24 protein-coding genes, 1 pseudogene and 1 riboswitch are annotated in these 26,791 nt (G+C 64.0%); of the genes and pseudogenes, 17 read left to right on the top strand and 8 right to left on the bottom strand.

All coding sequences use genetic code 11. The features are described from left to right. Positions 1–27 precede the first annotated feature (27 nt). A riboswitch (cobalamin riboswitch) is annotated at positions 28–218 on the bottom strand. 84 nt (positions 219–302) lie between these two features. The 4 genes and pseudogenes from cbiE to cobM all read left to right on the top strand — a co-directional run. Further along, a pseudogene (cbiE, locus tag ABIE53_RS28870) lies at positions 303–1,520 on the top strand (precorrin-6y C5,15-methyltransferase (decarboxylating) subunit CbiE); the annotation flags it as partial. Positions 1,521–1,560: 40 nt separating this feature from the next. Beyond that, positions 1,561–2,649, top strand: coding sequence for a cobalt-precorrin-5B (C(1))-methyltransferase (locus tag ABIE53_RS28875; protein WP_192699007.1), 1,089 nt, complete (start codon positions 1,561–1,563; stop codon positions 2,647–2,649). Then, positions 2,646–3,368 (top strand): cobalt-precorrin-6A reductase, encoded by a 723-nt coding sequence (locus ABIE53_RS28880; RefSeq protein WP_192699006.1) that lies wholly within the window; start codon positions 2,646–2,648, stop codon positions 3,366–3,368. The genes ABIE53_RS28875 and ABIE53_RS28880 overlap by 4 nt, the downstream gene beginning before the upstream one ends. Before the next feature lie 28 nt (positions 3,369–3,396). Then, entirely contained in the window at positions 3,397–4,122 is a 726-nt protein-coding gene (cobM, locus tag ABIE53_RS28885) for a precorrin-4 C(11)-methyltransferase (protein WP_192699005.1), read from the top strand. Positions 4,123–4,190: 68 nt separating this feature from the next. Here the strand turns inward: cobM and ABIE53_RS28890 are convergent, their stop codons facing one another. Then, entirely contained in the window at positions 4,191–5,684 is a 1,494-nt protein-coding gene (locus ABIE53_RS28890; protein WP_192699004.1) for an MDR family MFS transporter, read from the bottom strand. A 226-nt stretch (positions 5,685–5,910) separates the two neighbouring features. Here ABIE53_RS28890 and ABIE53_RS28895 point away from each other — a divergent pair, with 226 nt between their 5' ends. Next, positions 5,911–6,183 carry a DUF1488 family protein gene (locus ABIE53_RS28895; protein ID WP_006047020.1) on the top strand — a complete coding sequence of 91 codons (273 nt, stop codon included), beginning with the start codon at positions 5,911–5,913 and terminating at the stop codon, positions 6,181–6,183. A 225-nt stretch (positions 6,184–6,408) separates the two neighbouring features. After that, positions 6,409–7,044 (top strand): carbonic anhydrase, encoded by a 636-nt coding sequence (locus ABIE53_RS28900; protein ID WP_006047021.1) that lies wholly within the window; start codon positions 6,409–6,411, stop codon positions 7,042–7,044. Positions 7,045–7,089: 45 nt separating this feature from the next. Here ABIE53_RS28900 and ABIE53_RS28905 read toward each other — a convergent pair whose 3' ends face one another. From ABIE53_RS28905 to ABIE53_RS28920, 4 genes are all read right to left on the bottom strand, one after another. Then, entirely contained in the window at positions 7,090–7,680 is a 591-nt protein-coding gene (locus tag ABIE53_RS28905) for an alpha-ketoglutarate-dependent dioxygenase AlkB (protein ID WP_006047022.1), read from the bottom strand. Between the two features lie 135 nt (positions 7,681–7,815). Then, positions 7,816–9,519, bottom strand: a complete 1,704-nt coding sequence (gene treA, locus ABIE53_RS28910; RefSeq protein ID WP_006047023.1) for an alpha,alpha-trehalase TreA — start codon at positions 9,517–9,519, stop codon at positions 7,816–7,818. A 330-nt stretch (positions 9,520–9,849) separates the two neighbouring features. Beyond that, a complete protein-coding gene (locus ABIE53_RS28915; RefSeq protein ID WP_006047024.1) occupies positions 9,850–10,590 on the bottom strand; it encodes an LrgB family protein in 741 nt (246 codons plus the stop codon). Then, the gene (locus ABIE53_RS28920) at positions 10,587–10,970 is read right to left on the bottom strand and encodes a CidA/LrgA family protein (protein ID WP_006047025.1); all 384 of its coding nucleotides are present in this window, start codon (positions 10,968–10,970) and stop codon (positions 10,587–10,589) included. The genes ABIE53_RS28915 and ABIE53_RS28920 overlap by 4 nt, the downstream gene beginning before the upstream one ends. A 136-nt stretch (positions 10,971–11,106) precedes the next feature. Between ABIE53_RS28920 and ABIE53_RS28925 the strand changes: the two genes are divergently transcribed. The 9 genes from ABIE53_RS28925 (at position 11,107) to ABIE53_RS28965 (ending at position 20,836) form a co-directional block, all read left to right on the top strand. Further along, entirely contained in the window at positions 11,107–12,261 is a 1,155-nt protein-coding gene (locus ABIE53_RS28925; RefSeq protein WP_006047026.1) for an epoxide hydrolase family protein, read from the top strand. A 210-nt stretch (positions 12,262–12,471) separates the two neighbouring features. Next, positions 12,472–12,807 (top strand): ArsR/SmtB family transcription factor, encoded by a 336-nt coding sequence (locus ABIE53_RS28930; protein ID WP_376916505.1) that lies wholly within the window; start codon positions 12,472–12,474, stop codon positions 12,805–12,807. A 2-nt stretch (positions 12,808–12,809) separates the two neighbouring features. Beyond that, positions 12,810–13,256 carry an SRPBCC family protein gene (locus tag ABIE53_RS28935; RefSeq protein ID WP_006047029.1) on the top strand — a complete coding sequence of 149 codons (447 nt, stop codon included), beginning with the start codon at positions 12,810–12,812 and terminating at the stop codon, positions 13,254–13,256. 51 nt (positions 13,257–13,307) lie between these two features. Beyond that, entirely contained in the window at positions 13,308–13,943 is a 636-nt protein-coding gene (locus ABIE53_RS28940) for a glutathione S-transferase family protein (RefSeq protein WP_006047030.1), read from the top strand. Between the two features lie 609 nt (positions 13,944–14,552). Further along, on the top strand, positions 14,553–16,721 hold the full coding sequence (locus ABIE53_RS28945) for a M1 family metallopeptidase (protein WP_006047031.1): 2,169 nt from the start codon (positions 14,553–14,555) through the stop codon (positions 16,719–16,721). Positions 16,722–16,919: 198 nt separating this feature from the next. Next, complete coding sequence (locus tag ABIE53_RS28950; protein WP_006047032.1) at positions 16,920–17,861, top strand: metallophosphoesterase family protein; 942 nt, start codon at positions 16,920–16,922, stop codon at positions 17,859–17,861. A gap of 29 nt (positions 17,862–17,890) precedes the next feature. Then, a complete protein-coding gene (locus ABIE53_RS28955) occupies positions 17,891–18,250 on the top strand; it encodes a cupredoxin domain-containing protein (protein WP_006047033.1) in 360 nt (119 codons plus the stop codon). A 602-nt stretch (positions 18,251–18,852) separates the two neighbouring features. Next, on the top strand, positions 18,853–19,725 hold the full coding sequence (locus ABIE53_RS28960; protein WP_006047034.1) for a hypothetical protein: 873 nt from the start codon (positions 18,853–18,855) through the stop codon (positions 19,723–19,725). After that, on the top strand, positions 19,685–20,836 hold the full coding sequence (locus tag ABIE53_RS28965; protein ID WP_006047035.1) for a GGDEF domain-containing protein: 1,152 nt from the start codon (positions 19,685–19,687) through the stop codon (positions 20,834–20,836). The genes ABIE53_RS28960 and ABIE53_RS28965 overlap by 41 nt, the downstream gene beginning before the upstream one ends. A 32-nt stretch (positions 20,837–20,868) precedes the next feature. On the opposite strand, the gene glgA is transcribed toward ABIE53_RS28965, so the two are convergent. The 3 genes from glgA to ABIE53_RS28980 form a co-directional block, all read right to left on the bottom strand. Further along, positions 20,869–22,476, bottom strand: a complete 1,608-nt coding sequence (gene glgA, locus ABIE53_RS28970; RefSeq protein WP_044020104.1) for a glycogen synthase GlgA — start codon at positions 22,474–22,476, stop codon at positions 20,869–20,871. Between the two features lie 249 nt (positions 22,477–22,725). Beyond that, complete coding sequence (locus ABIE53_RS28975) at positions 22,726–24,198, bottom strand: sodium:solute symporter family protein (RefSeq protein WP_006047037.1); 1,473 nt, start codon at positions 24,196–24,198, stop codon at positions 22,726–22,728. Further along, on the bottom strand, positions 24,195–24,410 hold the full coding sequence (locus ABIE53_RS28980; protein ID WP_006047038.1) for a DUF3311 domain-containing protein: 216 nt from the start codon (positions 24,408–24,410) through the stop codon (positions 24,195–24,197). The genes ABIE53_RS28975 and ABIE53_RS28980 overlap by 4 nt, the downstream gene beginning before the upstream one ends. 300 nt (positions 24,411–24,710) lie before the next feature. Here ABIE53_RS28980 and ABIE53_RS28985 point away from each other — a divergent pair, with 300 nt between their 5' ends. Together ABIE53_RS28985 and ABIE53_RS28990 are read left to right on the top strand one after the other, a co-directional pair. Then, positions 24,711–25,391, top strand: a complete 681-nt coding sequence (locus ABIE53_RS28985; RefSeq protein ID WP_006047039.1) for a MarC family protein — start codon at positions 24,711–24,713, stop codon at positions 25,389–25,391. A gap of 183 nt (positions 25,392–25,574) precedes the next feature. Next, complete coding sequence (locus ABIE53_RS28990; RefSeq protein WP_006047041.1) at positions 25,575–26,681, top strand: porin; 1,107 nt, start codon at positions 25,575–25,577, stop codon at positions 26,679–26,681. Positions 26,682–26,791: the final 110 nt, after the last annotated feature.

Consider the following 26,791-nt stretch of genomic DNA (forward strand, 5'->3'; position numbering starts at 1 on the left):
TCGGTACACCCCGCCCGATGTTGGCTGGCACGAACAGTCTCGCCGGCAGGTCTCCTGGCTCGCAGGTCGTCGTCCGCCGCGGCCTTCCCGGTCGAACCAGTGGCGCTTAGCGCAGGCGGACTCGCTGCATACAGTTGCGGGGGCAGCCGCAGCGGCGATGGTTTCCCCGCTGTGTTCCCTCTTAGGCCCCGAAGGGCACCGGCGGCTGTATTATGCCTTTTTTCGGATAGCACAACGAGGCTGGACGCTTTGACCGGCGTGGCGCAGCGCATTGTTTTGAGAGACATCATGAGGAAGGATGCATGCCGGCGTGGCTGACGGTAGTGGGCATCGGCGACGACGGCTTCGCCGGTTTGGGACGGCCCGCGCGGCGTGCGTTGCTGGAGGCGTCGGCGATTTACGGCGGCGAGCGTCATCTGTCGATGCTGCCGGCGCGGCTCGCCGCGCGCCGCGCCGCGTGGCCGCGTCCGTTCGATCTCGCGCCGTTGCTCGCCGAGCGCGGCCGCTCCGTCTGCGTGCTGGCGAGCGGCGATCCGATGCTGTTCGGCGTCGGCGCGACGCTGGCCAGGCAGTTGCCGGCCGACGAGTTGCGCGTGCTGCCCGCACCTTCGTCGTTATCGCTGGCCGCCGCCCGGCTTGGCTGGCCGTTGCAGGATGCGGCCGTCGTGTCGCTGGTCGGCCGGCCGCTGCCGACGCTGAATGCGCATCTGCGTGACGGCGCGCGCGTGTTCGTGCTGAGCGCGGACGGCGGCACGCCCGCGGCGCTCGCCGCGCTGCTGAACGCGCGCGGCTTCGGCGCGACGCGCATGACCGTGCTCGAACATCTCGGCGGCGACGCGGAGCGGCGCATCGACGGCCGCGCGGATCAGTGGTCCGCGCGCGACGTTGCCGCGCTGAACCTGATCGCGCTCGAATGCCGCGCGACGGATGGCGCGCCGCGTCTGCCGCTCACTTGCGGCTTGCCCGATGACGCGTTTCGCCACGATGGCCAGTTGACCAAACGCGATGTGCGCGCGATCACGCTCGCGCGCCTCGCCCCGACGCCCGGCGAATTGCTGTGGGACGTGGGCGCGGGCAGCGGCTCGATCGGCATCGAATGGATGCGCGCGCATCCGGCTTGCCGCGCGATTGCCATTGAAGCGCACGCGGAGCGGCAGCGCTTTATCGAACACAATCGCGACGCGTTGGGCGTGCCGGGTCTGCAACTCGTCGCGGGCCGCGCGCCTGAAGCACTCGACGGGCTGCCGACGCCGGATGCGGTGTTCATCGGCGGCGGCGTGACGGTGCCGGGTGTACTCGACGCGTGCTGGGCGAGTCTGCGCGACGGCGGCCGGCTGGTCGCCAACGCCGTGACGTTGCAAGGCGAGGCGGCGCTTGCCGCATGGCGCGAACAGCATGGCGGCACGCTGACGCGCATTGCGCTTGCCGATGCACAACCGCTCGGCGGATTCGATACGTGGCGGCAGGCGCTGCCGATCACCTTGCTCGATGTGGTGAAGTCTTCAAGCGCCGAGCGCGCTGCAAGTCGCCCACAGAGCCCGAACGCTCCGCCTGACCGCGATGCGCGACGAGACCGCCGAACAACCCGCGCCGCTGCGCAGCGGCTACACGACAGGCAGTTGCGCCACCGCGACGTCGCTGGCGGCGGCGCGTCTGCTGCTCGCGGGCGTGGTCAGCGACATCGCCGAAATCGTGTTGCCGAAGGGCCAGCATGTGCCGATGCCGCTCGTGTTCTGCCGCCTGACCGACGACGGCGCCGAGGCCGGCACGATCAAGGACGCCGGCGACGATCCCGACGTCACGCACGGCGCCGTGGTGTTCGCGCGCGTGCGCCTCGTCGCGGAAGCGGGCGTGGTGTTTCGCGCCGGACCGGGCGTGGGCACCGTCACGCGCGCCGGACTGACGCTCGCGGTCGGCGAGCCCGCGATCAACCCCGTGCCGCGTCAGATGATGACCGCGCACCTCGCCGAACTCGCCGCCGAGCACGGCTATCGCGGCGGCTTCGAAGTGACGATCGGCGTCGAGGGCGGCGAAGCGCTCGCGCTCAAGACGATGAACCCGCGGCTCGGCATTCTCGGCGGGCTGTCGATTCTGGGCACGACCGGCATCGTGCGCCCGTTCTCGTGCTCGGCGTATATCGCGTCGATTCATCAAGGCATCGACGTCGCGCGCGCGAACGGCTATACGCATGTCGCCGCCTGCACCGGCAACGCGAGCGAAGACGCGATGCGCGCGCATTACGGCTTGCCCGACATCGCGTTGATCGAAATGGGCGATTTCGTCGGCGCGGTGCTCAAGCATATGAAGCGCGCGCCGGTCGAGCGGCTGAGCATTTGCGGCGGCTTCGGCAAGCTGAGCAAGCTCGCGGCGGGCCACCTCGATCTGCATAGCCGCAACTCGAGCATCGACCTCGAACGGCTCGCCGCATGGGCCGCCGAACACGGCGCGAACGACGCGTTGCAGGCCGCGATTCGCGCGGCCAACACGAGTCAGCAGGCCGTCGCGCTCGCGCATGCGCAACAGGTGCCGCTCGCCGACATCGTCTGCGAACATGCGCTTCGCGTGGCGCGCGAGATCGTGCCGCCGCAGGTGAGCGTCGAGACATTCGCGATCGACCGCCAGGGCAATCTGATCGGAGCGGCGCGATGACGCGGGTTCTGCTGCTCGGCGGCACCGGCGACGCGTTGCGCATCGCGCGGCAGCTTGCTGCGCACGACGTCTACAGTCTTGCCGGACTCGGCAAGGTGCCCGACGATCTGTGCTGCGCAGTGCGCGTGGGCGGCTTCGGCGGCAGTGAAGGGATGCAGCGCTATATCGAACAGGAAGCGATCGGCCTCGTGATCGACGCGACGCATCCGTACGCGGCGCAAATTAGCTCGAACGCGGCGCAGGCGGCCAGGTCCGCGCGCGTGCCGTGCTGGGCGCTGCGCCGGCCCGCCTGGCAGCCGCAAGCCGGCGACGACTGGCGCATGGTCGCTGACTGGGACGAACTCACGGCGGCGCTGGCGCCATTCGCGCGGCCGCTCTTCACGCTTGGACGCGAACCGCTCGCGCATCTCGACGAGATTCCCGCGCATCAGTTCTGGTTCGTGCGCTGTCTGGACTCGCACGCCGATACCGCACGCGCCCGCGTACTCGCAGCGCGCGGACCGTTCACGCTGGAAGGCGAACGCGCGCTGTTCGCGCTGCAACGCTTCGACGTGCTCGTCAGCAAGAATAGCGGCGGCAGCGCGACCGAGGCGAAGCTCGAAGTCGCACGCGAGCGCCGCTTGCCGGTTGTGATGCTGCGCCGGCCGTCATTGCCCGCGGTGGATCGCGAGTTTGACAGCGCCGCCAGTTTGCTCGAAGCGCTGCCTCGGTCGCACTGAATGGTCTGCATCAATCATGGAGCTTTGAATGACGGTGTTTTTTATCGGCGCGGGTCCTGGGGACCCCGAACTAATCACGGTGAAAGGGCAGCGCCTCGTGCGTCGTTGTCCGGTGATTCTGTATGCGGGTTCGCTGGTGCCGGCTGCGGTGCTGGAAGGACATTCGGCGGTCGAGGTCGTCAACACCGCCGAGCTCGATCTCGATCAGATCGTGGCCTTGCTGAAACGCGCACACGATAAAGGCCAGGACGTGGCGCGCGTGCATTCGGGCGATCCGTCGTTGTATGGCGCGATCGGCGAACAGATTCGCAGACTGCGCGAACTCGCGATTCCCTACGAGATCGTGCCGGGCGTGACGGCGACCGCTGCCAGCGCGGCCGCGCTCGGTTGCGAGCTGACGTTGCCCGGCGTTTCGCAGACGCTCATTCTCACGCGCTACGCGACGAAAACCGCGATGCCCGAAGGCGAGCAACTTGCCGATCTCGCGCGGCATCGTGCGACGATGGCGATTCACCTGGGCGTGCGGCACCTTGCGCGTATCGTCGACGAATTGCGGCCGCATTACGGCGGCGCGTGTCCGATCGCGGTGATCTATCGCGCGAGCTGGCCGGACGAAGAGAAGATCACCGGCACGCTCGACGATATTCTCGGCAAGGTGCAGTCGACGCAGATCGAGCGCACCGCGTTGATTCTGGTCGGCGACGTGCTGGCGGCGGAAGGGTTTGCTGATTCGACGCTGTACGCGAAGGGCTGACGCGTTGCGCATGGGCGGCGCGAAGCGGCGGCGTTGGCTTGCCGTCGCGCAGCTCGCATCGCAAAGCTTCAATCTTTCAGCGGCGCCAGCGCCTCCAGCGGCATCTTTTTCTCCGCGCCGATGTGGATCGCCGGCACCAGCGTCAGCAGCACGACCACAAAAATCGCAATCGCGAAGATCGACATGAACGTGAGGTGCAGCGATTGATGCAGCACCATGCGGATCGCGTCGCCGCCGCCGAAATTCGCCGCCTGATTTTGCAGCAGGCTTTTCAGTTGATCGGACCTGACGGCGGCGCTGCCTCCCGAATGACTCAGCCCGAAGTTGAGCACCGCGCCGAACAGCGTCGCGCCGAGCGTGCTGCCGAGATTACGCGAGAACAGGTTCGACGCCGTGGCGCTGCCGCGCTCCTCCATCTTGACGATTTCCTGGATCAGGATGAGGCAACTGACGCTCGACGTGCCCATGCCGAAGCCCATGATGAGCGAGCCGAACGCGGCGACGAGCGGCGAGCCGCCCGGCGCGAGAAACAGCAGCAGCACCGCGCCGACCGGAATGAACGCACTGCCGGCGATCAGCATGCGCCGCAGGCCGATGCGGTGAAACACCTTGGCAGCGAGCGTCGCGCCGACGGGCCAGCCGACCATCATCATCGTCAGTGCAAGGCCGGCGATCACGGGCGAGCGGTTCAGCACGCCTTGCACGTACATCGGCAGGAACGTGGTCGAGCCCATCAGGATCATGCCGGAGAGCAAGGTCGCTCCGTTGCACGCGGCAATCGGGCGGCGGCTCCACAGTGCGAACGAGATCATCGGCTCCCTGGCGCGGCGCTCCTGCAGCACGAACAGCAGCAGGCACACGACGAACGCCGCGCCGGCCATCGACGCATGCGCGAGGTCGTCGTCGCCCGCGTAGGTGAGCGCCGTCATCAACGCGGCGATGGCGGCCATGAAGAGCGCTGCGCCCGCGAAGTCGATGGAAGGGCGCGCGTGCCGCTCACCCTCGCGCAGGAACGCGATGAAGCCCGCAGCCGACGCGAGGCCGATCGGCACGTTCATCCAGAAGATCCACGCCCACGACATGTTGTGAATGATGAAGCCGCCGACCATCGGCCCGACGACTGCCGAAATCGCCCACACGCTCGCGAGATAACCTTGCACCTTGCCGCGTTCGCGCGCCGGATACAGGTCCGCGACGATGGTCAGCGTGACCGGCTGGATCGCGCCCGCGCCGACGCCCTGAATCAGCCGGAATGCGATCATGGCCGGCATCGACCACGCGAAGCCCGCGAGCACGGAGCCGATCAGAAAGATCGCGATGCCCGCCAGCATGATCGGCTTGCGGCCGTAGAGATCGGCCAGCTTGCCGAACACGACGGTCATCGCCGTTTGAGCGAGCAGGAACGACGAGAAGACCCAGCTATACAGATGCAGATCGCCGAGTTGTGCGACGATCTGCGGCATGGCGGTGGATACGATGGTGGCTTCGATGGCGACCATCGCCATCGAAGCCATGACGGCGGCAATGACCAAAGGACGCGACGATTGCGGATGGCGGGACATGGGGCGAAGTTGGTATCAGAATAGTGGGTGCGTCTGCCGGGCGGTGCCTGGCTGATGCATGATGCACGGTCGGCGCTATGACGTCGGCGTGGCCGTTCGAGCGGCCGAAAGCGAGTATGCACCTTGCAGGGAATCTTCGCAGCGTAGTGCTGCAGTGAAGCGGTGCGTGCCGTCATGGCACAAGGCTTGCGACTCCCGCAATTCTTTCGACACATGGAGGATCATTATGAGGATCGAATTCACCGGACGCCGTGAAGTGGTGGCGGCTGCGCGCGTCGCCTTCGAAGCCAATGTCGACGGAAAGGACGTCTGGTGCAGCGTATCGCTCGACGCGCTCAACGACCATTTCGGCAACGGCGGGCCGTCGGCGCACGATCTCGTGGGCACGTTCGAGGCGAACCGCGCGCAGATCGAAAACGCCACCAAGCGGGTGCTCGAAAAAAACGGCGGGCAATCGGTGGAACTCGAAACGCGCGATTTCGACAAGACGGGGCCGTGAGGTCGTTGTAGCTGGGCCGGCAATGCGCCGGCTTTGACGGCGCGACGACGCGGCAAGGACACGCCGGGTCGCACTGGCGCGGCGTGTTGCGCGGCGGCCTCGGCGGCGCATGCCCATCGCGTGGCAACGCGGCAACGCGGCAACGCGGTATAGTCGCGCGAATCCGTAGCGGCTGTGCGCTGCGCGCCGCGCAACTTCGAACCTTCGACTATCGGAGAGAACATCTTGCAGGAAATCATCGAGGGCTTGATCCGCTTTCAACGCGACGTGTTTCCGCAGCAAAGCGCTTTGTTCAAGCGCCTGTCCGCCGCGCAAAGCCCGAGCGCGCTGTTCGTGACGTGCTCGGACAGCCGCGTGGTGCCCGAACTGCTGACGCAGTCGGAACCCGGCGCGCTGTTCGTGATTCGCAACGCGGGCAATATCGTGCCGTCGTATGGTCCCGAGCCGGGCGGCGTGTCGGCGACCGTCGAATATGCCGTGGCGGTGCTCGGCGTACGCGACATCGTGATATGCGGCCACTCGAATTGCGGCGCGATGACGGCGATCTCGAGCAACACGAACCTCGAACATCTGCCGGCGGTGGCCGGCTGGCTGCGTCACGCCGATGCCGCGAAGGCGATCAATGCGTCGCGCACCTATGAGTCGGCGGCGGAACGTCTCGACGCGCTGGTCAAGGACAACGTGGTGGCCCAACTGGCTAATATCCGCACGCATCCGTCGGTGGCGGTCGGGCTCGCGAACAAGACGCTGCAACTGCATGGCTGGCTCTTCCAGATTGAAAGCGGCGTGATGCTTGCACTCGACGGCCGCAGCGGTAAGTTTGTGCCCTTGCTCGAGAATCCGGACGTTTTTGCCGTGTGATTGGGCGGGGGATGCGGGCGGGGGCTTGCGCGCGCGCAGGCGTGCCTACTCCCGTGGCCCGTTGTAGCAGCGAAATGCCAGGCTGATACGCGGCCCGACGCGCTCGCCGAGCTTTGGAATGCCGTGGTCGTGCGTGAACTGCGACGCGTAGCTCATCACCAGACAGCTACCCGGCTCGAGGTCGACATGCACCGCGCGGCCGGGGCCTTTCTTCGGGCGGATCGTCATGCGACGGGCAGCGCCGAGCGATACGATCGCGATCGGCTCGCCGCGCACGAGGTTCGCCGTCTTGTCGCTGTGCGGCGCGACGCTGTCGTGTTCGTCGCGATACAGGTTCAGACCCACGCGGTTAAACGGCGCGCCGACGAGCGAGCGCACCGCTTCGAACGCCTCGCCAAGCGGCGCCGGCAAGTCCGCCGATTCGCGCAGGAACGTGGCGATAAGCCGAGGCACGGCCACCTCGCGCTCGTACATCATCCGCTGATGGCTGCTCCAGCCGATGTTCTTCAGCGCCTCGCCGAACCACTGCTGCGCGAGCGCAAGCGGGACCAGGTCGGGCAGATAACGCATTCCGCCTTCGTTGTCGCTAAACAGGGTAACGGGCTCGGGGGCAAACAGGCCTTGCTGGGACACCATGATTCAACGCCGGGCGCGCAGGCCCCGGCCAGGAAATGACGGGTTCATGCCTGTCATTATACTGTGTTTTTATACAGTGTTTCCAGGTCCCGGAAGTCTGCCGCCAGCCTCTGGTCTCCTCGCGTCGCGGCGAACTCACTCGCCGGGGCTATACAGGTCCAGCAGTTTCAGCGTCACGCCGTTCGTCCAGCCAAAGCCGTCCTGCAGCGGATATTCGCCGCCGCCGCCACCGCCCGTGCCCGCGCCTTCCACTACGTATTTCTCGACCAGCTTCTTGTCCGACGCATAGACACCTTTCACGTCGGCGAGAAAGCGCGTGCCGATCTGCTGCGCGAGCGCGTCCTGACCATAGCGCTTCAAGCCCTGGATCGCGACCCAGTGCAACGGCGCCCAGCCGTTCGGCGCATCCCACTGCTGCGTGGTGTTGTACGTCGTGGTGACGAGGCCGCCTGGCTGCAACAACGTCGATTGCACCTGCTGCGCGGTCTTTTTCGCGCGATCCGGCCACGCGGCGCCGACGAACAGCGGGAACACCATCGCCGCGGTTTTGTTTTCGCGCGGTTTGGCGAGTTGCCAGTCATAGTCGCCGTAGTAGCCGTTCGCGTTCCACAAGTAGCGATTGATGCCGAGCGCGCGCTTCGCCGCGCGTCCCGCGAATTCGCCGACACAGCGGAAATCGCGCGTCTCGCCGCAGCCCTTCGCGATGGTGATCTCCAGGTGGAACATCAGGCTATTGAGATCGACGGGAATGATCGACGTGGTGCGCACCGTCGCGAGCGTCATGTTGTCGCCGAACCAGCGCGAGCTGAAATCCCAGCCGCTTTCGGCGGTGGCGCGCAGTTCGCGGTAGACGTCGTTAGGATTGCGCCCGGTCGCCTTTTGCGCGGTCTGAATGTCCTCAAGATAGGACTCGTCGCGAGGCGTGTCGAGCTCGTCCCAGTAGCGGTTCAGCACCGTCCGATCGGGCATCACGACCACGTTGCGCGTCGCGGAGCCGGCCGGCGTCGAGCTTTCGCCCTGCATCCAGTAGCCGTATTCCTTGCGCAGCGCCGGCAGGTACTTCTGATAGACGCCGCGTCCTTCCACCTTGGCCGCGAGCTCCACCATGTGCGAGAAGAAGGGCGGCTGCGAACGGTCGAGATAGTACGTGCGATTGCCGTTGGGAATATGGCCGAACGTGTCGATCATGTACGCGAAGTTGTCGAGCATGTTGTCGACGAGATCTTCGCGGCCCGCTTCCTGAAGGCCCAGCATCGTGAAGTAGGTGTCCCAGTAGTAGCCTTCGCGAAAGCGTCCGCCGGGCACCACGTACGGCTTCGGCAATGGAATCAGCGAGCTGTTCGGCGGCGCGCTCATGGTCGTGCGTGTGAGCGCGGGCCACAGCCAGTTGATGTGCTCACGCAGCGTCTGATTCGCGGGCGGCGTGATGACCGGCTCGCTCGGCGGCGTGAAGTACTGGTTCACGAAGTTCGCGAGCGAGAAGCCGGGCTTGCTCCTCTGCTGGTGATAAAGCTGCACGATTGCGGCGGGATCCGCATTCGGCGTTGCATCGACGAAGGTCTTCTGGTCCGGATAGATCTGCGCCGTTTGCACGGCCACGAACAGGTCGCCATAGAGTATGTCCGGCGCGGGCGGCAACGTGCCGCCGACCTGCGTGTCGGCGTGACAGACGGACGACAGTCCGATTAGTAAAGCGAAGCTCGACACGGCGGCCGCGCGATGCAGGTACTTGAACCGCGCGGCGGGAAGGGAAGGCTGCGATAAAAAAGCGGGGAAACCGGCGACGCCGGGCACGCGTCCGGCACAGCGAATGCTGCGCGCTTGCGATGACACAATCATGTCTCCTCCTGAGGAATGGACAACAGGATTGGTCGCCTCTCACGCCCTCTCTTTGATGACTAGCCGTGATGATCCTTTTGGGGCGTGGCTAGCATGGCATAAAACAGACGGCGCTTCAAACTATGCGGGACGAATGGGCGGGCAGCGTTCTGATGAGGTGTCGCGAGCGCTTGCTGGCCACGCTCTTTGTTTAGTTCGGATGGCGAATTAGTTAATGATTAAATCGACGCCGTTACTGTCCGCGATGCGGAGCTAAGCGCGCCGGCGTGTTTCAGATTAACCCTTGATTCACGGGCTAATCTGTTTCTGAAGCATGAAAGAAACCTTCGCTCACGCACCCAACCAGCGTGCAACAACCGGCATCAGCACAGGAACCACGAACGCGGTGAACACGCCGTTAAGCCCCATGCCGAGCCCTGCAAACGCGCCCATCTGCTCGCTGACCTGGAAGGCGCGCGCCGTGCCGATGCCATGCGACGCAATGCCGAGTGCGAAACCGCGCACTTCGGGTTCTGCGATCTTCAGCGCGTTGAGGATGGCCCGCGCGAAGACCGCTCCGAAGACGCCCGTCGATATAACGAGCACTGCGGTCAGCGACGGAATCCCGCCGATTTCCGACGCGACGGCCATCGCGATCGGCGTCGTCGCGGACTTGGGTGCGAGCGATGCGAGCGTTTGATGCGATGCGCCGAACAGCGCGGCCACGCCGATCGCCGAAACGATCGCGGTCAACGAGCCGGCGACGAGCCCGCCTAACAGCGGCAACGCATAGCGCCGCAGCTTCGGCCACTGACGATAGAGCGGCAACGCGAGCGCGACCGTCGCGGGACCGAGCAGGAAGTGCACGAACTGCGCGCCCTCGAAATACGTGGCGTACGGCGTGCCCGTGATCTCCAGCACCGCGACCAGCAGCGCGACCGCGATCAACACCGGATTGGCGAGCGGATTGAAACGCGCCTTCGCATACAACGTCTGCGCGATCAGATACGCGATCAACGTGATGGTGAGGCCGAGCAGCGGGCTTGCCGCAAGATAGACCCAGATCGCGCCGAGCTTGGGTAACGCGGTCATTGTGCGGCCTCCGTATCGGCGCGATCGTGCGGTTGCCGGCGCTGCTGCCGGCGCATCAACGCACGCGTGACGAGCGCGGCCGCTGCAATCGCGAGCGTCGTGCTGACGGCAATCGAGACGATCACCGCAACGGCATCGCCGCGAATGCGGCTTGCCGACACCATGATGCCGACGCCCGCAGGCACGAACAGCAGCGACAGATGCCGCAGCAATTCGAGCGCGGTCGGCTCGATTGCGTCCGCCGTTTGCGGGCGCATCATGATGAAGCCGAACAGCAACAGCATGCCGATCACCGGGCCCGGCACCGGCAAATGGAATACGTAAGACACGCCTTCTCCAAGGCATTGAAATAGAAGCAGGGCGGCGAGCGCTCCCAGCATGTCGATCTCCAGCGCACGAAACGGAAATGCGGCCATTGTGTACCATGCCGATAATTTCGTGGTTCGCGCGAGCGCATTGCCGCGAGTCTCGCGGCTCGGCAGTGCGCTATCGGCTACTTCAACCTGGATGACGCCCATGCAGATCGAACCGTTTCATATCGCCGTGCCTGATGCCGACATGGACGATCTTCGCCGACGTATTCGTGCAACGCGCTGGGCGCCCGCGACGCCGTCGCCCGCATGGCAGCAGGGCATCGACCCGGCATGGCTGCGCGAGTTCGTCGACTATTGGGCGAACCAGTTCGACTGGCGCGCGGCCGAGCAGCGCCTGAACCGGCAGCCGCAATTCATCGCCGATGTGCATGGACAGCGCGTGCATTTCATTCATCGGCGCGGCGTGGGTCACGCGCCTTATCCGCTCGTCGTCACGCATGGTTGGCCCGGTTCGTTTGTCGAGTTCGAGGCGCTGCTCGAACGGCTCTGCGATCCCGCGGCGTTCGGCGGAGATCCCGCGGATTCGTTCGATGTGGTCGTGCCTTCGCTGCCTGGCTTCGCGTTTTCGCCGGCGCCCGCGCAACCGGGCACGTCGGCGTTTCAGGTCGCGGATCTTTGGGTGTCGCTGATGAGCGGGCTTGGCTATCGGCGCTTCGGCGCGCAAGGCGGCGACCTTGGCGCGGGTGTATCGCTTGCGCTGGCGGCGCGGCATCCGCAGGCCGTCGACGGCGTTCATTTGAACTTCCTGCCGAGTTCCTACGAGCCGGCAATCGGCGCGGCGCAACGACCGTTGACCTCGGAAGAAGAGCGCTTTTTGCGCGAGAAAAACGACTGGGCCGCACTCGAAGGCGGCTATGCCCACATGCACGCGACGAAGCCGCTGACGCTCGCCGCTTCGCTGAACGATTCGCCGGTTGGACTCGCCGCCTGGATCGCCGAAAAATTTCGCGCGTGGAGCGATTGCGAAGGCGACGTCGAACGCGTGTTTTCGAAGGACGAGTTGCTGACCAACATTTCGCTCTACTGGTACACGCAATGCATCGGGCCGGCCATACAGATGTATTGGGAGAACCGCCTTCAACCGATGCGTTTTGCCGAAGGCCAGCGCATAGTGCCGCCCGTCGGCTTTGCGCGCTTTCCGAAAGAGATCAGCCATCCGCCGCGCAGTTGGCTCGAACGAACCTTCAATGTCGCGCAGTGGACGGACATGCCGGGCGGCGGCCATTTCGCCGCGATGGAAAAGCCCGATCTGCTGGCCGCCGAGATCCGCAGCTTCTTCAGACCGCTACGCACGTAGCGCGTCAAATCGTGCCGAACAGCGCGCGCGGACGATCTTTCAGCGTGCACGCCAGCAAGCGCAACGCGCTGACGAGCTGATCGCGGTTCGCGGCGCAGGCGAGGTTGGATACGTTGCTCAGCGCCGCGCCAATTCCCCGGTCTCAAGCTCCGAGAAAAAGTAGACATAGAACACCTTGACACCGCGCGCCGAGTCTCTATAGTTCACCACATGGTGAAGTCTCCTGTCAGTCAACTCGATCGTACGTTTTCCGCGCTGGTGGACCCCACGCGGCGGAGGGCCATCCTCGCCCGCCTCGAGCGGGAGCCGGGCCTGTCCGTCACGGAAATCGCACGCCCATTGCCGCTCAAGCTGCCCGCCGTCATGAAGCATCTCGACGTGCTGAGCGACGCCGGGCTGATCACACGTGCCAAGCATGGGCGGACCGTGTCGGTTGACCTGGTGGCCGGCCCAATGGAAGAGGCGATGGCGTGGCTCAGACGCTATGAGCGCTTCTGGTCCGCGAGCCTCGACCGGCTCGCCGATTTTGTCGAAGGAGAGGAGTGAATATGCAGAAGCCGAGCCTGACGATCGTACGGCGCCTGAAGGCGCCGCCGCAGAAAGTCTATGCCGCGTGGACGAGACCGGAGTTGATGGCGCGCTGGTGGGGCCCCGACGCCGGGCCGGTGCTGAGCGCGGAAGCCGATCCGCGCGTGGGCGGCCGTTTTCGCGTGGTGTTCCAGACGCTCGACGGCGAAACGCACGATTGCCGCGGCGAATATCAGGAAGTCGAGGCCGACCGCAAGCTCGTGTTCACGTGGCAGTGGGTGACGCTGCCCGAGCGCCGCTCGCTCGTGACGATCACGTTTCGTCCCGTCGACGAAGGCACGGAAATGAATTTCACGCACTCGCAGTTCTTCGATGAAGCCGCGCGTGACGGTCACGATGCAGGCTGGAAAGGCGCGTTCGAGAAGCTCGATGCATTGATCGCGGAACTCGGCGGCACAGGAGTTTGAAGCGCTTGAAGAGGCAACATCGAATGGAGTGAACTCACACGGAGACGTCACATGCAGCTTTACTATTCAGAAACGCTGGCCCCTCGCAAGGCTTGCACAGTTGCGCGTTATTTAGGGTTGCCAATCGAATATGTTTTCGTTGACCTCGGCAAGGGCGAGCACGTCGCGCCCGCTTATCTGGCGATTAATCCGAACGGCAAAGTGCCGTGCCTCGTCGACGGAGAGCGAAGCATCTGGGAAGCCGACGCGATCATTTGCCATCTCGCGCAACGTGCGCGATCGCCGTTGTGGCCGCAAAACGCCGAGCAGCAGACAGACGCGCTGCGCTGGCTGAGCTGGAATAGCCAGCATTTTTATCGCCACGGCGGAACGCTTTACTTCGAGCACCTGATCAAGCCCGCTATTGGACTCGGCGGACCCGACAGCGCGAAGGTCGCCGAAGCGCAAGGCTGGTTTCGCAAGCACGCAGCGGTGTTGGACCGGCATCTCGAGAACCGGAAGTGGCTGCTCGGCGACGCGATGAGCATTGCTGACTTCTCGGTCGCCGTCACGTTGCCGTATGCGTCGAGCGCCGCGATGCCGCTCGGCGAGTTTCCGAGTGTCGTGCGCTGGCACGATCGGCTGAATGAACTGGAAGCGTGGCGCAATCCGTTTCCTTCACGGCAGACCGAGGCAGCAGCGGCCTGAGCAAACGCATGTGCCGCGCGATCGTCGCCATGACCTATGACGATCGCGCGCGGCTCGGCTCTCCACCGAACCCGCCCGCTGGACTCAATAGCTAGTACAAATTCGCCACCGGTTTTCCAATCGGCTGGCTCAGCTCCGCTTATCACATCCCGCACCCGGAAAATAAAAAATTTTCCGTAGTCCCGCGCGAAAATCCCGCTATTTAGAGTATTAACTCAGGCCGATTACTTAAGGCATTCGCTTTGCATACGGCGCGCGCCAATCGAAGAAAGATTGTGAAAGGAAGTTGACACGGTAACGTTTGCCAAACTAGGCTACGCACTGTCGTCAATACTGATCCTGTTTTATTGCATTGCACCCGGAAGAGCAGGCGGGCTGCGCTTGACCCGTCGATCCGCAAGGGCGGCTTTAATCGTCTTTCTGAAAGTTTTGTAATAAACGAGTTTCCGCTTTAAAAATCAGCCATTAGTGCTGAGGACATAACACGTCCATATATTCTCGCTAGCAATTCGGTGCTAGTGCGGGAGACCTTTTTCGCTGAAAAAGAAACACGGCTGAAGTGACTCAACGCACTTTCTTTATACCGATATTGTCAGTCGAGGATTAAAAATGCGTATTAATTTCCGATTACAGGTGCAGTGCCTGGCGTTAGCCGGAATAATGGTAATGGCCGGCTGCGGAGGAGGCGACGGCTCGGCTTCGTTGACGGGCAAATCCGCGCAAGCTCCAACGGCCGCATCCGACGTTCCGCTAGTGCCCCCGGCGAGCGCTGTGCTGGCGAATACATCGATCGACAAGACCGTGCAGCCGGTGGAATTGCCGAACACGGTCACGCCGATCAACTACAAGCTGTGGTTCAGGCCGAACCCGGCGCTTTCCTCGTTCGACGGCCGCGCCGACGTGCAGATCAAGGTGCTCAAGCCGGTCAACGCGATCACGATTGCCGGCCATCGCGTCAAGTTCACCAACGGCACGATCACGCTTCAACCGGGCAACATCGCGTTGATCGCCACGCCGCAGGACGACGGCGATTTTTATCAGCTGCGGCCCGTCAGCGGCCAGATCGCCGCGGGCAACTACTCGCTGCACATGGAGTGGAGCGGCATCATCAACTTCAAGAGCTATGACGACCCGGTGGCGAAAACGGGCGGCAGTTGCGGCGACGACCACTATCCCGGCTGCTCGGCGGCCGAGGGCGTGTTCCGCGTCGATCTGAAGTCGACCGACGGCACCACGAGCGGCGCGATTCTCACGCAAGGCGAGTCGAATCTCGCGCGGCAATGGTTCCCTGGCTGGGACGAGCCGGCATTCCGGCCGACCTACGAGGTGAGCGCCGAAGTGCCGCAGAACTGGAACGTCGTGTCGAACGCTGCCGAAAAGCCCGCGGTGAACGTGGATAGCGGCTACAAGCTGGTGTCGTTCGAAAAGACGCCGCCGATGCCGTCGTATCTGTTGTTCTTCGGCGGCGGTCAGTTCGATATTCTCGAAGACGATTTCACGAGTCCGCTGCCGGACGGCAAGGGCTTGCATCTGCGCATCTTCACGCCGCCCGGCATGCGTGACTGGGCCAAGCCCGCGATGCAGCAGACCAAGCAGGCGCTCGATTACTACTATCGCTACACGGGCATCCCGTTGCCGCTCACGAAGTTCGACACGGTCGCCGCGAACGACGCGTTCAAGGAGCAGAAGGACCTGAACTTCGGCGGCATGGAGAACTGGGGCGCGATTCTGGAATTCGCCGACGACATTCTGCCCGCGCCGGGCACCACCATGTCCGATTACGGCGTGACGGTGCTCACGCACGAAGCGGCGCATCAGTGGTTCGGCGATCTCGTCACGCTCGACTGGTGGGACGACGTGTGGCTCAACGAATCGTTCGCGACGTTCTTCGAGAACAAGACCAAGGTCCGTTTCTTCCCCGACCGCTTTAGCTGGGTCGACGACGTGAAGAACAAGTACGCGGTCATCAACGCCGATCTCAAGTCGACATCGTTCCCCGTGCAGCCGAACTTCAACGGCTGGGCGTCCAACGACTTCGTGCTGAGCGCAAGCGCCTTCACGTACGACAAGGGCGGCCATGTTCTGAAGACGATCGAGAACTATCTCGGCGAGGAAACGATGCGCAAGGGTCTGCAGCAGTATCTCGCGGACTATTCGCTCGGCAACGTGACGCCCAAGCGCCTGTGGGACGAACTCGCGAAGGCGAGCGGCGAGCCGATGGTCGCGATCGGCGACAGCTTCGTGCGGCAAACCGGGGTACCGCTGATCTCGCTCGACACGCAATGCGATCTGACGACGAACCAGACCATCGTCACGTTGAAACAGTCGCCGTTCCCGAATCAGAACCAGTATCCCGGCACGCAGTGGACGATTCCGTTGACGCTTGCTTATGGCGACGGACTCACCTCGCGCAAGACGGTCGCGATGAAGGACCTGCAAACGCAAGTGCGGCTGAACGGCTGTTCCGCAGTGCTGGCCGATCCGAGCGGCCTGGACTACTACGTGACGAACTACAGCAACAACGCGTGGAGCCAGTTGCTCGCACAAAGCAGCGCGCTGAAGGACCCGGTGCTGCTGACGAGCCTGCAACTCGAAGCCAAGCTGCTCGTCGCGCATGGTCTCGCGGACCCGTCGCGTGAATCGAGCATCGGCTCGCTCAGTTCGTCGAATGCGATGGTTGCCCGTCAGTTGCTGAAGGCACCGGCGCCGACCACGCAATCGCTGCGTCCGACGATCCGTTACCAGGGCAAGCTGCGCCAGAAGGCTCAAGGCGAGTAAGCCGATCCGCAGCATGGCCGGCGTCGTTCGCGCGATGCCGGCCACTGCACGGTAGCGCTGCAATGTTGAAGACAATGTTGAAGATTCGCGGCCGCCGGGAATAAATTCCGCGCGGCCGCAGTCATGCCTGACGAACCGGGCCCGAAGAACGCTGGATAAGCCGGCGCTCTGTCGGTGGCCCGTCATCGTGAGGCCAACATGTCGTCCCATCCCTTCGATCCATCGCGCCGCGGCGCGCTCAAATGTCTCGCGTTCGGCGGCGCGGGCACGCTGTTCGTGCTTGCCGGCGGCGTGCTGGCGCCGGTTCAACTCGCACTCGCCGCCGACGGCAAACCGGCCGCGGCGAGCGGCGTGCCGCTCTTTCTTCAGATCAGCGATACGCATATCGGCTTCAACAAGGAAGCCAACCCCGATGTGGCGGGCACGCTGAAGCAGACCATCGAGTTCGTTAACGCGATGCCCGTCAAACCTGCGCTCGCCATTCATACCGGCGACATCACGCATCTTTCGAAAGCGTCCGAATTCGATCTGGCCGCGCAGTTGCTGTCGGGACTGCCCGTCACCGAACTGCATACCGTGCCCGGCGAGCACGACGTCACCGACGGGCCCGGAGCTGAGTACTTCCAGCGCTTCGGCAAGGCGTCGAATAACAGGGGTTACTACAGTTTCGACCATCAAGGCGTGCACTTCGTGGGTCTCGTCAATGTGATGCACTTCAAGCCGAACGGCCTGGGCAGTTTCGGCGACGAACAATTGAAGTGGCTCGAAAACGACCTGAAGGCGCGCTCGTCCAGCACGCCGATCGTGGTGTTCGCGCACATGCCGATGTGGACGATTTACGAGCCGTGGGGCTGGGGCACCGGCGACGCTGGCGAGGCGCTGAGCTATCTGAAACGCTTCGGCTCGGTGACCGTATTGAACGGACATATCCATCAGATCGTGTCGAAGGTGGAGGGCAACGTCACGTTCCATACCGCGCGATCCACGGCTTATCCGCAGCCGGCTGCGGGCCAGGGCTCGGGTCCCGGCCCGATGAAGGTCGCCGAAGACCAGTTGCCCAGGATGCTCGGCGTGACGAGCGTCACCATCGCGCGTCATCCGCTCAGCGCGACGCTCGCCGACGCGACGCTCGTCTCGTAACGGCAAAGTCCGCTCCCTGGAGATCAGTCATGCAGAACAATTTCATTCGCCGCGGATGGTTTCGGCTTGCTGCCGGCGCAGCATCTGTCACGTTCGTCGCGGTCATCGCGAGTGCCGGCGCACTGTCGGCCTGGGCGGAAACGCCCAACCAGATCGTCATCAAAGACTTCATGTTTTCGCCGATGTCGCTCACCGTCAAAGCCGGGTCCACCGTCACCTGGAAGAATCTCGACGGCGAGCCGCACACGGTCGTCAACGACGCGGGCATCTTCCGCTCCGCGGCACTCGATCAGAACGACACGTATCAGTTTCGCTTCGACAAGCCTGGCGTCTACAACGTGTTTTGCGGCATTCATCCGAACATGAAGGAGACGATCACCGTTCAGTAACTGGGAACTCGTGTCGATGAACCGCGAGGCGTGCCGTTTTCGCCATAGCGCTTTTGTGCCGAAACCTCGTCGAAACGCGCCATCGTTTGGCCGCGCCAGACGAGAGGCGCAAAAACGACGTCGCATTGACGTTGCATCATCGCAGCCAGCATCTCCTGCTTGCGCTCACGCACGACGTCGCGAGAAAATTTCTCGGTTTGGTGGAGGGCGCAACCATTTCCGTGCGCGTCGTGGCGCGAAGCGTTGAAGTCTGTCCGCGCGGCGTTCGTCGAAATCGGCCATGACCGGCCCCGATTTTTGCATGGAAGGGAGCCCCCGCATCCGCCGCTGGTTTCATCGCCATGCGCGGCGGGCTTTCGCAGCGGGACTTGCCCCCATCGAGGCACTAAAGTGTGTCGCATATGCATGCGGCGTTGAACGTTTTACCTGCTTTTCCAGGCTCGAATGCGATCTGCCGAACAGACGTTCGAAGCAGAGCCCGTCGTGTTGTCGCTATCGGACGAGAGAGTTACATTCTTCCAGCAGCGTTTGCATCGACCGTGCGAATTGTGTGATCCAGGCCTGATGGAGCGTCAGACGGAAGAATTGCGGAGCGTATTACGATGTACAACGATCCTGACTTGCCTCCTGTTCGCGGAGACTACGACGATGCAGCGCGCGAGAGCGACGCCGCGGACGTGACGGGCACGGCCCCCCGCTTCGGACGTCTTGCGCTGTGCGTGGCGGCAGCGAGCGCGCTGGCGTTCGGCGTCGTCGGCACGGTCGCTTATAGCGTCTGGTTCAATAGCGATCAGCAGACTTATGCGGAGGCCATCGCCCGCGCGCGCCAGGCGTTGCGCATGCCGGCGCCGGGCAACGCGGCAACGGTGCTGGCGAAATCGTCGGAGGTGAATGGCAATGCGCCGGATACGCGATCAGCGACGACCACGCCCTCGGCAGCATCGGTCGCGACCACGCCGTTCGTGACGTCCGCGATCGGCGCACCTGCGCGAAGTCCCGGCTCTGCGCCCGCCACCGCATCTGTCACTGCACCCGCCGTTGCACCCAACACGCCCGCCGACTCCATCGCACTGCTCGACTTGCCGGCAATGCCGGCGCAAGCGTCCGCATCCACTGCCGATGACAATCGCAAGCCGTCGACGTGGGCCGGCCAGATCATACGTCCGCAGCAAGACGAGGTCGAAGAGGTGCTCGCGGACGACGGCGCCGATTTGCCCTCGACGTTGGCGGCTGCGCGAGGCGCTGCGCGTCCCGCGATGCAAGCCACCGCGGGCCCGGCCGAAGCGCCCGCGCCGGAGCTTGCCTCGAGCCGTCCCGCGCGCGAAGCGAAATACGCACCGCAGGAACGGCGCGCGTCGGCAAACGGCGCGCGGCGCAAAGGCAATCTCTTCACCAAGATGGGTTCGTTCTTTCGACGCATAAGCTATCGACAACATGGCAGCGGAAGCCAGCAAGACCTCTACTCCCATCCCTGAGCCGCTGTTCGGGTCGCGCCCGGGCCTGCCGCGTGCCAACGGCTGGCGGCTCACGCTCGGTCCCGCCACCGTCGCCGTGGCGTCGCTGCTGTGCCTGCTGGTCGGCCTGCTGTATCTGGCCATGCAGATCAGGACCGTGTTCTCCGATCACGTCAAACAGGAATACGCGAGTCTCGTGCTCGAAGCGGTCGAGCGGGCCGAGACGGCGCGCGCGCGCGTCGGCGTGTGGGACGAGGTGCCCGGCGCGCATGAGTCCGCGGCCGCGGGTTATCGCGACGCGCGCGCCGAACTGACGCGGCGCCTCGCGTCGCTTGCCGCGCTGGTGAATGCGAGTCCGGCGGGCTCGCCGCGCATTCCTTCATCGGTGCTGTTGCCGGATACCACGCTCGCGCAGATGGACACGTTGCTCCACGACGCGTCGTCGTATTGGCACGCGCGACGCGATGCCGAAAGCGCCGACATGCGCAAGCGGATCACGCTCGTCGCGCGTATGTTGCTCGCCGTCGCGGCGCTGCTTTTCTGCATGCTGCTGACGGCGCTCGGCATGTATGCGAAGCGCAATCGTCTGTTGGCCGGGCAGTCGCACGAGTTCGAACACGCGGCGCTGCACGACCCGATGACGGGCCTCGCGAACCGGCGCAAGCTGGTTGCCGCGTTGGAGCAGGCCGCCACTCAGGTGTCGACCGGCGCGAGGCTGCGCAAGATCGCCGTGCTGTATATGGATCTCGACGGCTTCAAGAAGGTCAACGATTCGCTGGGTCATCGCGTCGGCGACGAGTTTCTCATCGAGGTCTCCAAGCGCTTTCGCGAATCGGTGCGCAAGGACGATGTCGTCGCGCGCATCGGCGGCGATGAATTCGCGGTGCTGGTGCGCGAATTCTCCGAGCAGGACGAGCTGCGCCACATCGCGCAGCGGCTGATCGGCTGCGTGGTTCGCACCGACGAACAGATGGGCATGGGCATGGTTCGCGCGAGCATCGGCATCGCGAGTTATCCCGATCTCGTCGACGACTATCGCCGCCTCGTGGTTGCCGCCGACGAAGCCATGTACCAGGTCAAGCGCAGCGGCAAGGACGGTTACGCGTTCGCATCACGCGGCCGTGAGCAGTGAGGCAACGCTGCGCTTCACCGCTGTGCCTTACATCACGCGCTTCTCACCATCTCCTCGACGCCCGCATTGAACGCTTCATCGCGGCCGCGGCGAACCTGCCGCGCGCCGGCAGCGTTCGCCGTTCTCGCGCGGCCCGGCGTCTTGCGAACGCGCGTGTCGTGTACTGCGGGACGTGCATCGACGAGATCCGCATACAACGCGAGATAGTTCGACGTCGACACTTCCCAGCTCGAGTCGCGGCTCATCGCGTTGCGCTGCAACGCATGCCACGACGACGGCTGCGCGAATGCGGCAAGCGCGCGGCCTACCGCATGCACGATGTCGTGCGGATGCTGGCCGTCGAATAGAAAGCCGGTCGCGCAATCTTCGTCGCGCGCTTCGTGCGGCGCGTAATCGACGATCGTATCCGCGAGGCCGCCCACGCGCGAGGCCACCGGAATCGTGCCGTAACGCATTGCATAGAGCTGCGTGAGTCCGCAAGGCTCGAAGCGGCTGCCGTGCAGCAGCATGTCCGCGCCCGCGTGCAGCATATGCGCGCGCCGCTCGTCGTAATCGATCTGCACGCCCACGCGGCCCGGCCACGCTGCGGCCAGTTCCTGCATCGCGTGTTCGAAAGCGCGCTCGCCCTGGCCGAGGATCGCAAACTGCAAACGCGGATGCTGCTCGAGCAACATGGGCAGCGCGCGAATCGCTACATCGGCGAGTTTCTGTTCCGTGAGACGGCTGCCGATCGCCACAAGCGGCGCAAACGGCTCGCGCGTCAAACCGAATGCCTGTTGCAGTTCGCGCTTGCACGCCTGCTTGCCGGCGGTGTCGTCGACCGAATAGGAGCGGGCAATGTACTCGTCGCGAGCGGGATTCCACACCGACATGTCGATGCCATTGACGATGCCGCTGAGCTTCGCCGCCTGCGCCTGCAACACACCTTCCATTCCGTGACCGAAGCAGGGCGTGAGGATTTCGCGCGCATAGCGCCGGCTCACGGTCGTGACGCGATCCGCGTGTACGATGCCGGCCTTCATCATGCTGAGCGATCCGTAAAACTCGATGCTGCGCTCGTCGCTCAACGCGGGCACGAGTAACTCGGGCGGCACGCCGATCCAGCCGCCCATTGCGAGCGGATGGTTGCCCTGGAATGCGAGGTTGTGAATCGTGAACACGCTTTTCGCGGCCACGCCCGCGAGGCGCATATAAAGCGGCGTGAGACCTGCATGCCAATCGTGCGCGTGCACGATGTCGGGGCGCCTCAGATTGCGAACGCCGCGCGCCACGCGCGTCGCCGCGGCGGCGAGCGACGCAAAGCGCGTGAGGTTGTCGAGGTAGTCGCGTCCTTGCGGATCGCGGTACAAGCCTTCGCGTGCAAACAGATGGTCCATTTGCAGCAGCAGCACCGTCACGCCCGTGTCGGGCATGCGCCCGCGCAGCAGGCGCGCGTCGCCGCCGGGCAGGCCGGTCATGCGCGCAACTGGGGCGATGTCGACAGCGCGTTCCAGCGCGGACGGATAGGCGGGCATCAGGATAGAGACGTCGACGCCCGCGTCGCGCAACGCGGCGGCATAGGCGCTGACCATGTCGCCGAGTCCGCCGGATTTGGCCAGAGGCACGGCTTCGGAAGCGACAAGTAGAACGTTAAGCGGCAAGGTGGCCCCCAGAGGACGCGATATGCACTTGTGCAGTGCGGCGGAAACACAGGGCCATAAAACAGCAAACGCTGTGCCCAGTACGTCGTTCTTCGCGGGCAGCGTCGATGCGAATGTTTCAGCGGTTAGGGCGGTCGCGCTCCCGCCGATTTTTCACGCGCGTGTACTTTTGACGTCCGTTCGTCGAGCGCAATAAAAAAAGCCGTCGCGCGAGGCGACGGCTTTCGCAGGCGGCGTGCGCCGTCCGTATCAATGCGCCGATGCGTGCGTGTGCTCGACGCGTCCGCTTTGCGTCATCGCACTCACGATGACGAAGACGATCACGTTGACCGCCAGCGCGACGAAACCGATGTTCACGTCTTTCATCGCGTCGGGCAGGAAAGGCATTAATTGCCCGATGGTCAGGTGCATCGTCGTGGTGATCGCGACCACGGCCACGCCCGCGAGAATGCCGCAGAACGCGCCTTGCTTGGTCGCCCGGTTGCGCGGAAAGAGACTGCAGATCACCGCAGGAAAGAGTTGCGTGACGAAACTGTAGCCCATCAGCAGCAAGGCCACGATGGTCTCGCCGCCATGCAGCGTGAAGGCGACCGCGACCAGCGCGACGACCGGCACCAGCACGCGCGCGAGGTTGGCGACCGTAGCGTCGGACGCATTGCGGTTCACCATGCCGCGATAGACGTCGTTGGCAAGCAGCGTGGACGCCGACGTGAGAATCATCGAGCCCGGCACCAGCGCGGTCAGAATGCCGGCCGCGCCGATCACGCCGACGAACCACGGGTCGAAGGTCTGCAACGAAAGACGGAACAGCGACAGGTCGATATCGCCGCCTTTCAGCCCCGGCACCTTGAGCGTCGCCGCGAAGCCCACGAAGAACACGAACAGCAGAATCAGTTGATACAGCGGCAGCACCATCGCGTTGCGGCGAAAAATGCGCTCGTCTTTCGCGGTGAAGATCGAGCCGAACGTGTGCGGCCACATGAAAAAGCCGAGCGCCGTGAGCAGCACGGTCGACTGGAACCAGGTCACGCTCGAGCCCTTCGCCGGGAAGGTCAGGAAGCCGGGGCGGGCGGTGTCGATGGCATGGAACATCTCGCCGAGGCCGCCGTAGTAGTGCAGCGGCAGATAAATGCCGAGGAACAGCACGATGGCGAGAATCAGCAGATCTTTCACGACCGAATTCCACGCGGAGCCGCGCACGCCCGAGACGATCACATACACGGTGACCACGGCCGCGCCGATCCAGATCGCCGCCGTCGACGAAATCGCGCCATACGAAGCGGTCGCGACGATGATGCCCAAACCCTTCAGTTGCAGCACCAGGTAGGGGATCAGCGCGGCCACCCCGACCAGCGCGACGAGCGTGCCGAGCGCGGGGCTCTCGTATTTGCGCGTGAAGAAATGCGGCTGCGAAACGAGGCGCTGCTGTTTCGCATAACGCCAGATGGGCGGCAGCATCCAGTACGAAAGAATGTAGGCGAGCGTGCCGTACGCCAGAATGTAGTAGACAGGCGCGCCCTTGCCGTATGCAAAACCGCTGCCGCCGAGAAACGTGAACGTCGTATAGATCTCGCCGGCCATCAGCAGGAACACGAAGGCGGTGCCGAAGCTGCGGCCGCCCACGGTCCACTGCTCGAGGCTCATGTCGTGGCCATGCCTGGCGCGCACGCCCAGAAACAGCGCAAACAGCGTAATCGCTGCAATGATGACGAGTGCGCTCATGGGCGGACCTCCTCGCTGTCCGCCGCGATCTGCCGGTTCGACGGATCGAGGCGGTAGATGATCGCCATGATGATCGAACTCAGCACCACCCACGCGACGATCCATCCCAGCACGAACGGCATGCCGAGCAGCAGCGGCTCGACGCGGTTCACAAACGGAACACCGAGCAGAATGCCGATGAACGGCAGCGCGGCGAGTACACGAAGCAACATGGGGCAACTCCTCGAACGGTGAGTAGATCTCGTTGAAACTGCGGCTTCGCTGGCGACTGTATGCCGGATGCTTTGGTCGCGTAAAGCAGTTCAAAATAAATGTAGGCTGTCTGAAAGTTGCGCGCGCATCGATTCACGCTCGGCGGATCGGCTTGTTGCGTTGCAATGCGCCAGGCTCCTGAGCAAAGGCCGCATCGGCATGCCGCGCGTCCGCGCATTTTCCGCGAACTTATATCGCGCCGCGATATGATTCCGGCTGAGCAGCCGCCATGCCGGGCCGCCGCACAACACGGATCGCATATGATCGAAAGCCTGATCTCGGACATTCTGTTTGGCTTCACGGGGCTCATCAGCATCATCAACCCGATCGGCGTCGCCTTTGTCTTTCTGGACCGGACCGCTTCGCTGACGACCGAAGAGCGCAGGGTGCTCGCCAGAAAGATCGCGATCAATGTGGTGTGCGTGCTGCTGGTGGCGTTTTTCATCGGTACGCCGATTCTGCATTTCTTCGGCATTTCGATGGAGGCGCTGCGCATCGGCGGCGGGCTGGCCGTCGCGGTGGGCGGCTGGCAAATGCTCAATGCGCCCGACACCCAGCCCGCCGAACAGCCGGGCGTGAAGCGCGTCGACGCCGAGAACGCGAAGGCGCGCGCCTTCTTCCCGCTGACCATCCCGCTCACAACCGGGCCAGGCTCGATTGCCACGGCCATTGCGCTCACCGCGAACCGCACGCATAAGCTCTCGGAATTCGTGCTGTCGGGTATCGCCTCGGTGGTGATCTCGCTCGCGGTCGCGCTTACCGTCTACGTGGTCTATAGCCGCTCCGACGTCTTCGCCAGGTATCTCGGCACGGAAGGCACGAAGGTGGCGATGCGCGTGTCGTCGTTCCTGCTGTTGTGCATCGGCGTGCAGATCATGCTGACCGGCTTCTCCGAATTCCTCATTCCCATTGCGACGATGCAGCCGGCGGTGAGCAAATAAGCCGCCCTCCATTGAGCGCGCCGCAAAAATCTATTGCGAAAAACGGATAGTGAACGGGCGCTGCATCGCCTATAGTTCGGCGGCAATTGTGTCTTCGTTTTAATCCTGGTTTTGCCTCTGCTTTGCCCCCGCGTTGCCCAGTACAGCATCACAAGAAGCATCATAAAAACTCACGGCGAGACAATGAGATTACACACAAAACTGGTGGCCGCACTCGCGGTCGCAAGCCCGCTTGCATATGGTCAAACGAGCGTCACGCTATATGGCCGTCTCGATGCGGGCATCGAATACATGAATCACATCGACAACGGCGCGGGCGGAAATTCGAGCCGTTGGCGCGGCGAAGGCGGCGACTGGGGCACCAGCATGCTCGGCCTGAAGGGCAGCGAGGAACTGGGCGGCGGACTCAAGGCGATCTTCAATCTCGAGACCGGTCTGCAGGTGATGGACGGCACCACGAGCGGCGGACGCCTGTGGTCGCGGCGCGCATTCGCGGGCCTGAGCAGCCAGACGTGGGGCACGCTGCAAGCGGGCCGCAATCTTTTCATCGACAGCGACGGCGTGTGGGAATTCGATCCCTTCGTGCAGCAGGCGTTTTCGTCGGCGTCGCTCGTGCGCGGACGCAACTGGCAGCAAACCAGCAATAACGTCGAATATCACAGCCCGAATTTCTGGGGCTTCGACGTGCAGGCGCAGTACGCATTCGGCAATCAGCCGGGCGCGTTCAACAGCGGCGCGAGCGGCGAGTTCGGCCGCTCGGACGGCATCATGCTGACCTATCATTCGCAGCTCTTCGACGTACGCGGCATCTACGACGAACTGCGCGACAGCAATGGCCGGTTCTCGAATATCTTCCAGAGTTCGCGCGAGTACTTTGTCGGCGCGAACGTGCATTTCGACGCGGTGAAGATTCAGGGCGCCTATACGCATTACTCGGCGCCCGATTCGCCCGCAGGCGTGGCCGACACCGCCGACCATTACTGGCTCGGCGCGACCTACAACTTCCAGCCGCGCTGGGCGGTGACCGCGGGCGGCTACTACGTGAAGGTCGGCGACGGCACCGGAGATGCCGCGCACGATCCGTCCGGCCACGCGATGATGTACGTGCTCGGCACCACCTATAACCTGTCGAAGCGCACGTTCGTCTACGGCACCGTGGGCTATGTGCGCAACAGCGGCAACTCGAACTTTTCGCTGCAGGCTTCGCCGCGCGATGCGGCGAACAACACGAACCCGCTCGTCGGCGAATCGCAGACCGGCGCTTACGTCGGCATGCTGCATCAGTTCTGATTTGCTATGTGGGTTAGCGGCGCGCGATTTTTAGCGCGCCGCTTTCACGTTGCGCTGTGCGTCCGCGCGTCCACGCGAAACACACAAAACACACGAACCGCGAAGCGAAT

Origin of the sequence: Paraburkholderia sp. OAS925 (assembly GCF_040543975.1) — a bacterium.
Lineage (GTDB): Bacteria > Pseudomonadota > Gammaproteobacteria > Burkholderiales > Burkholderiaceae > Paraburkholderia > Paraburkholderia graminis.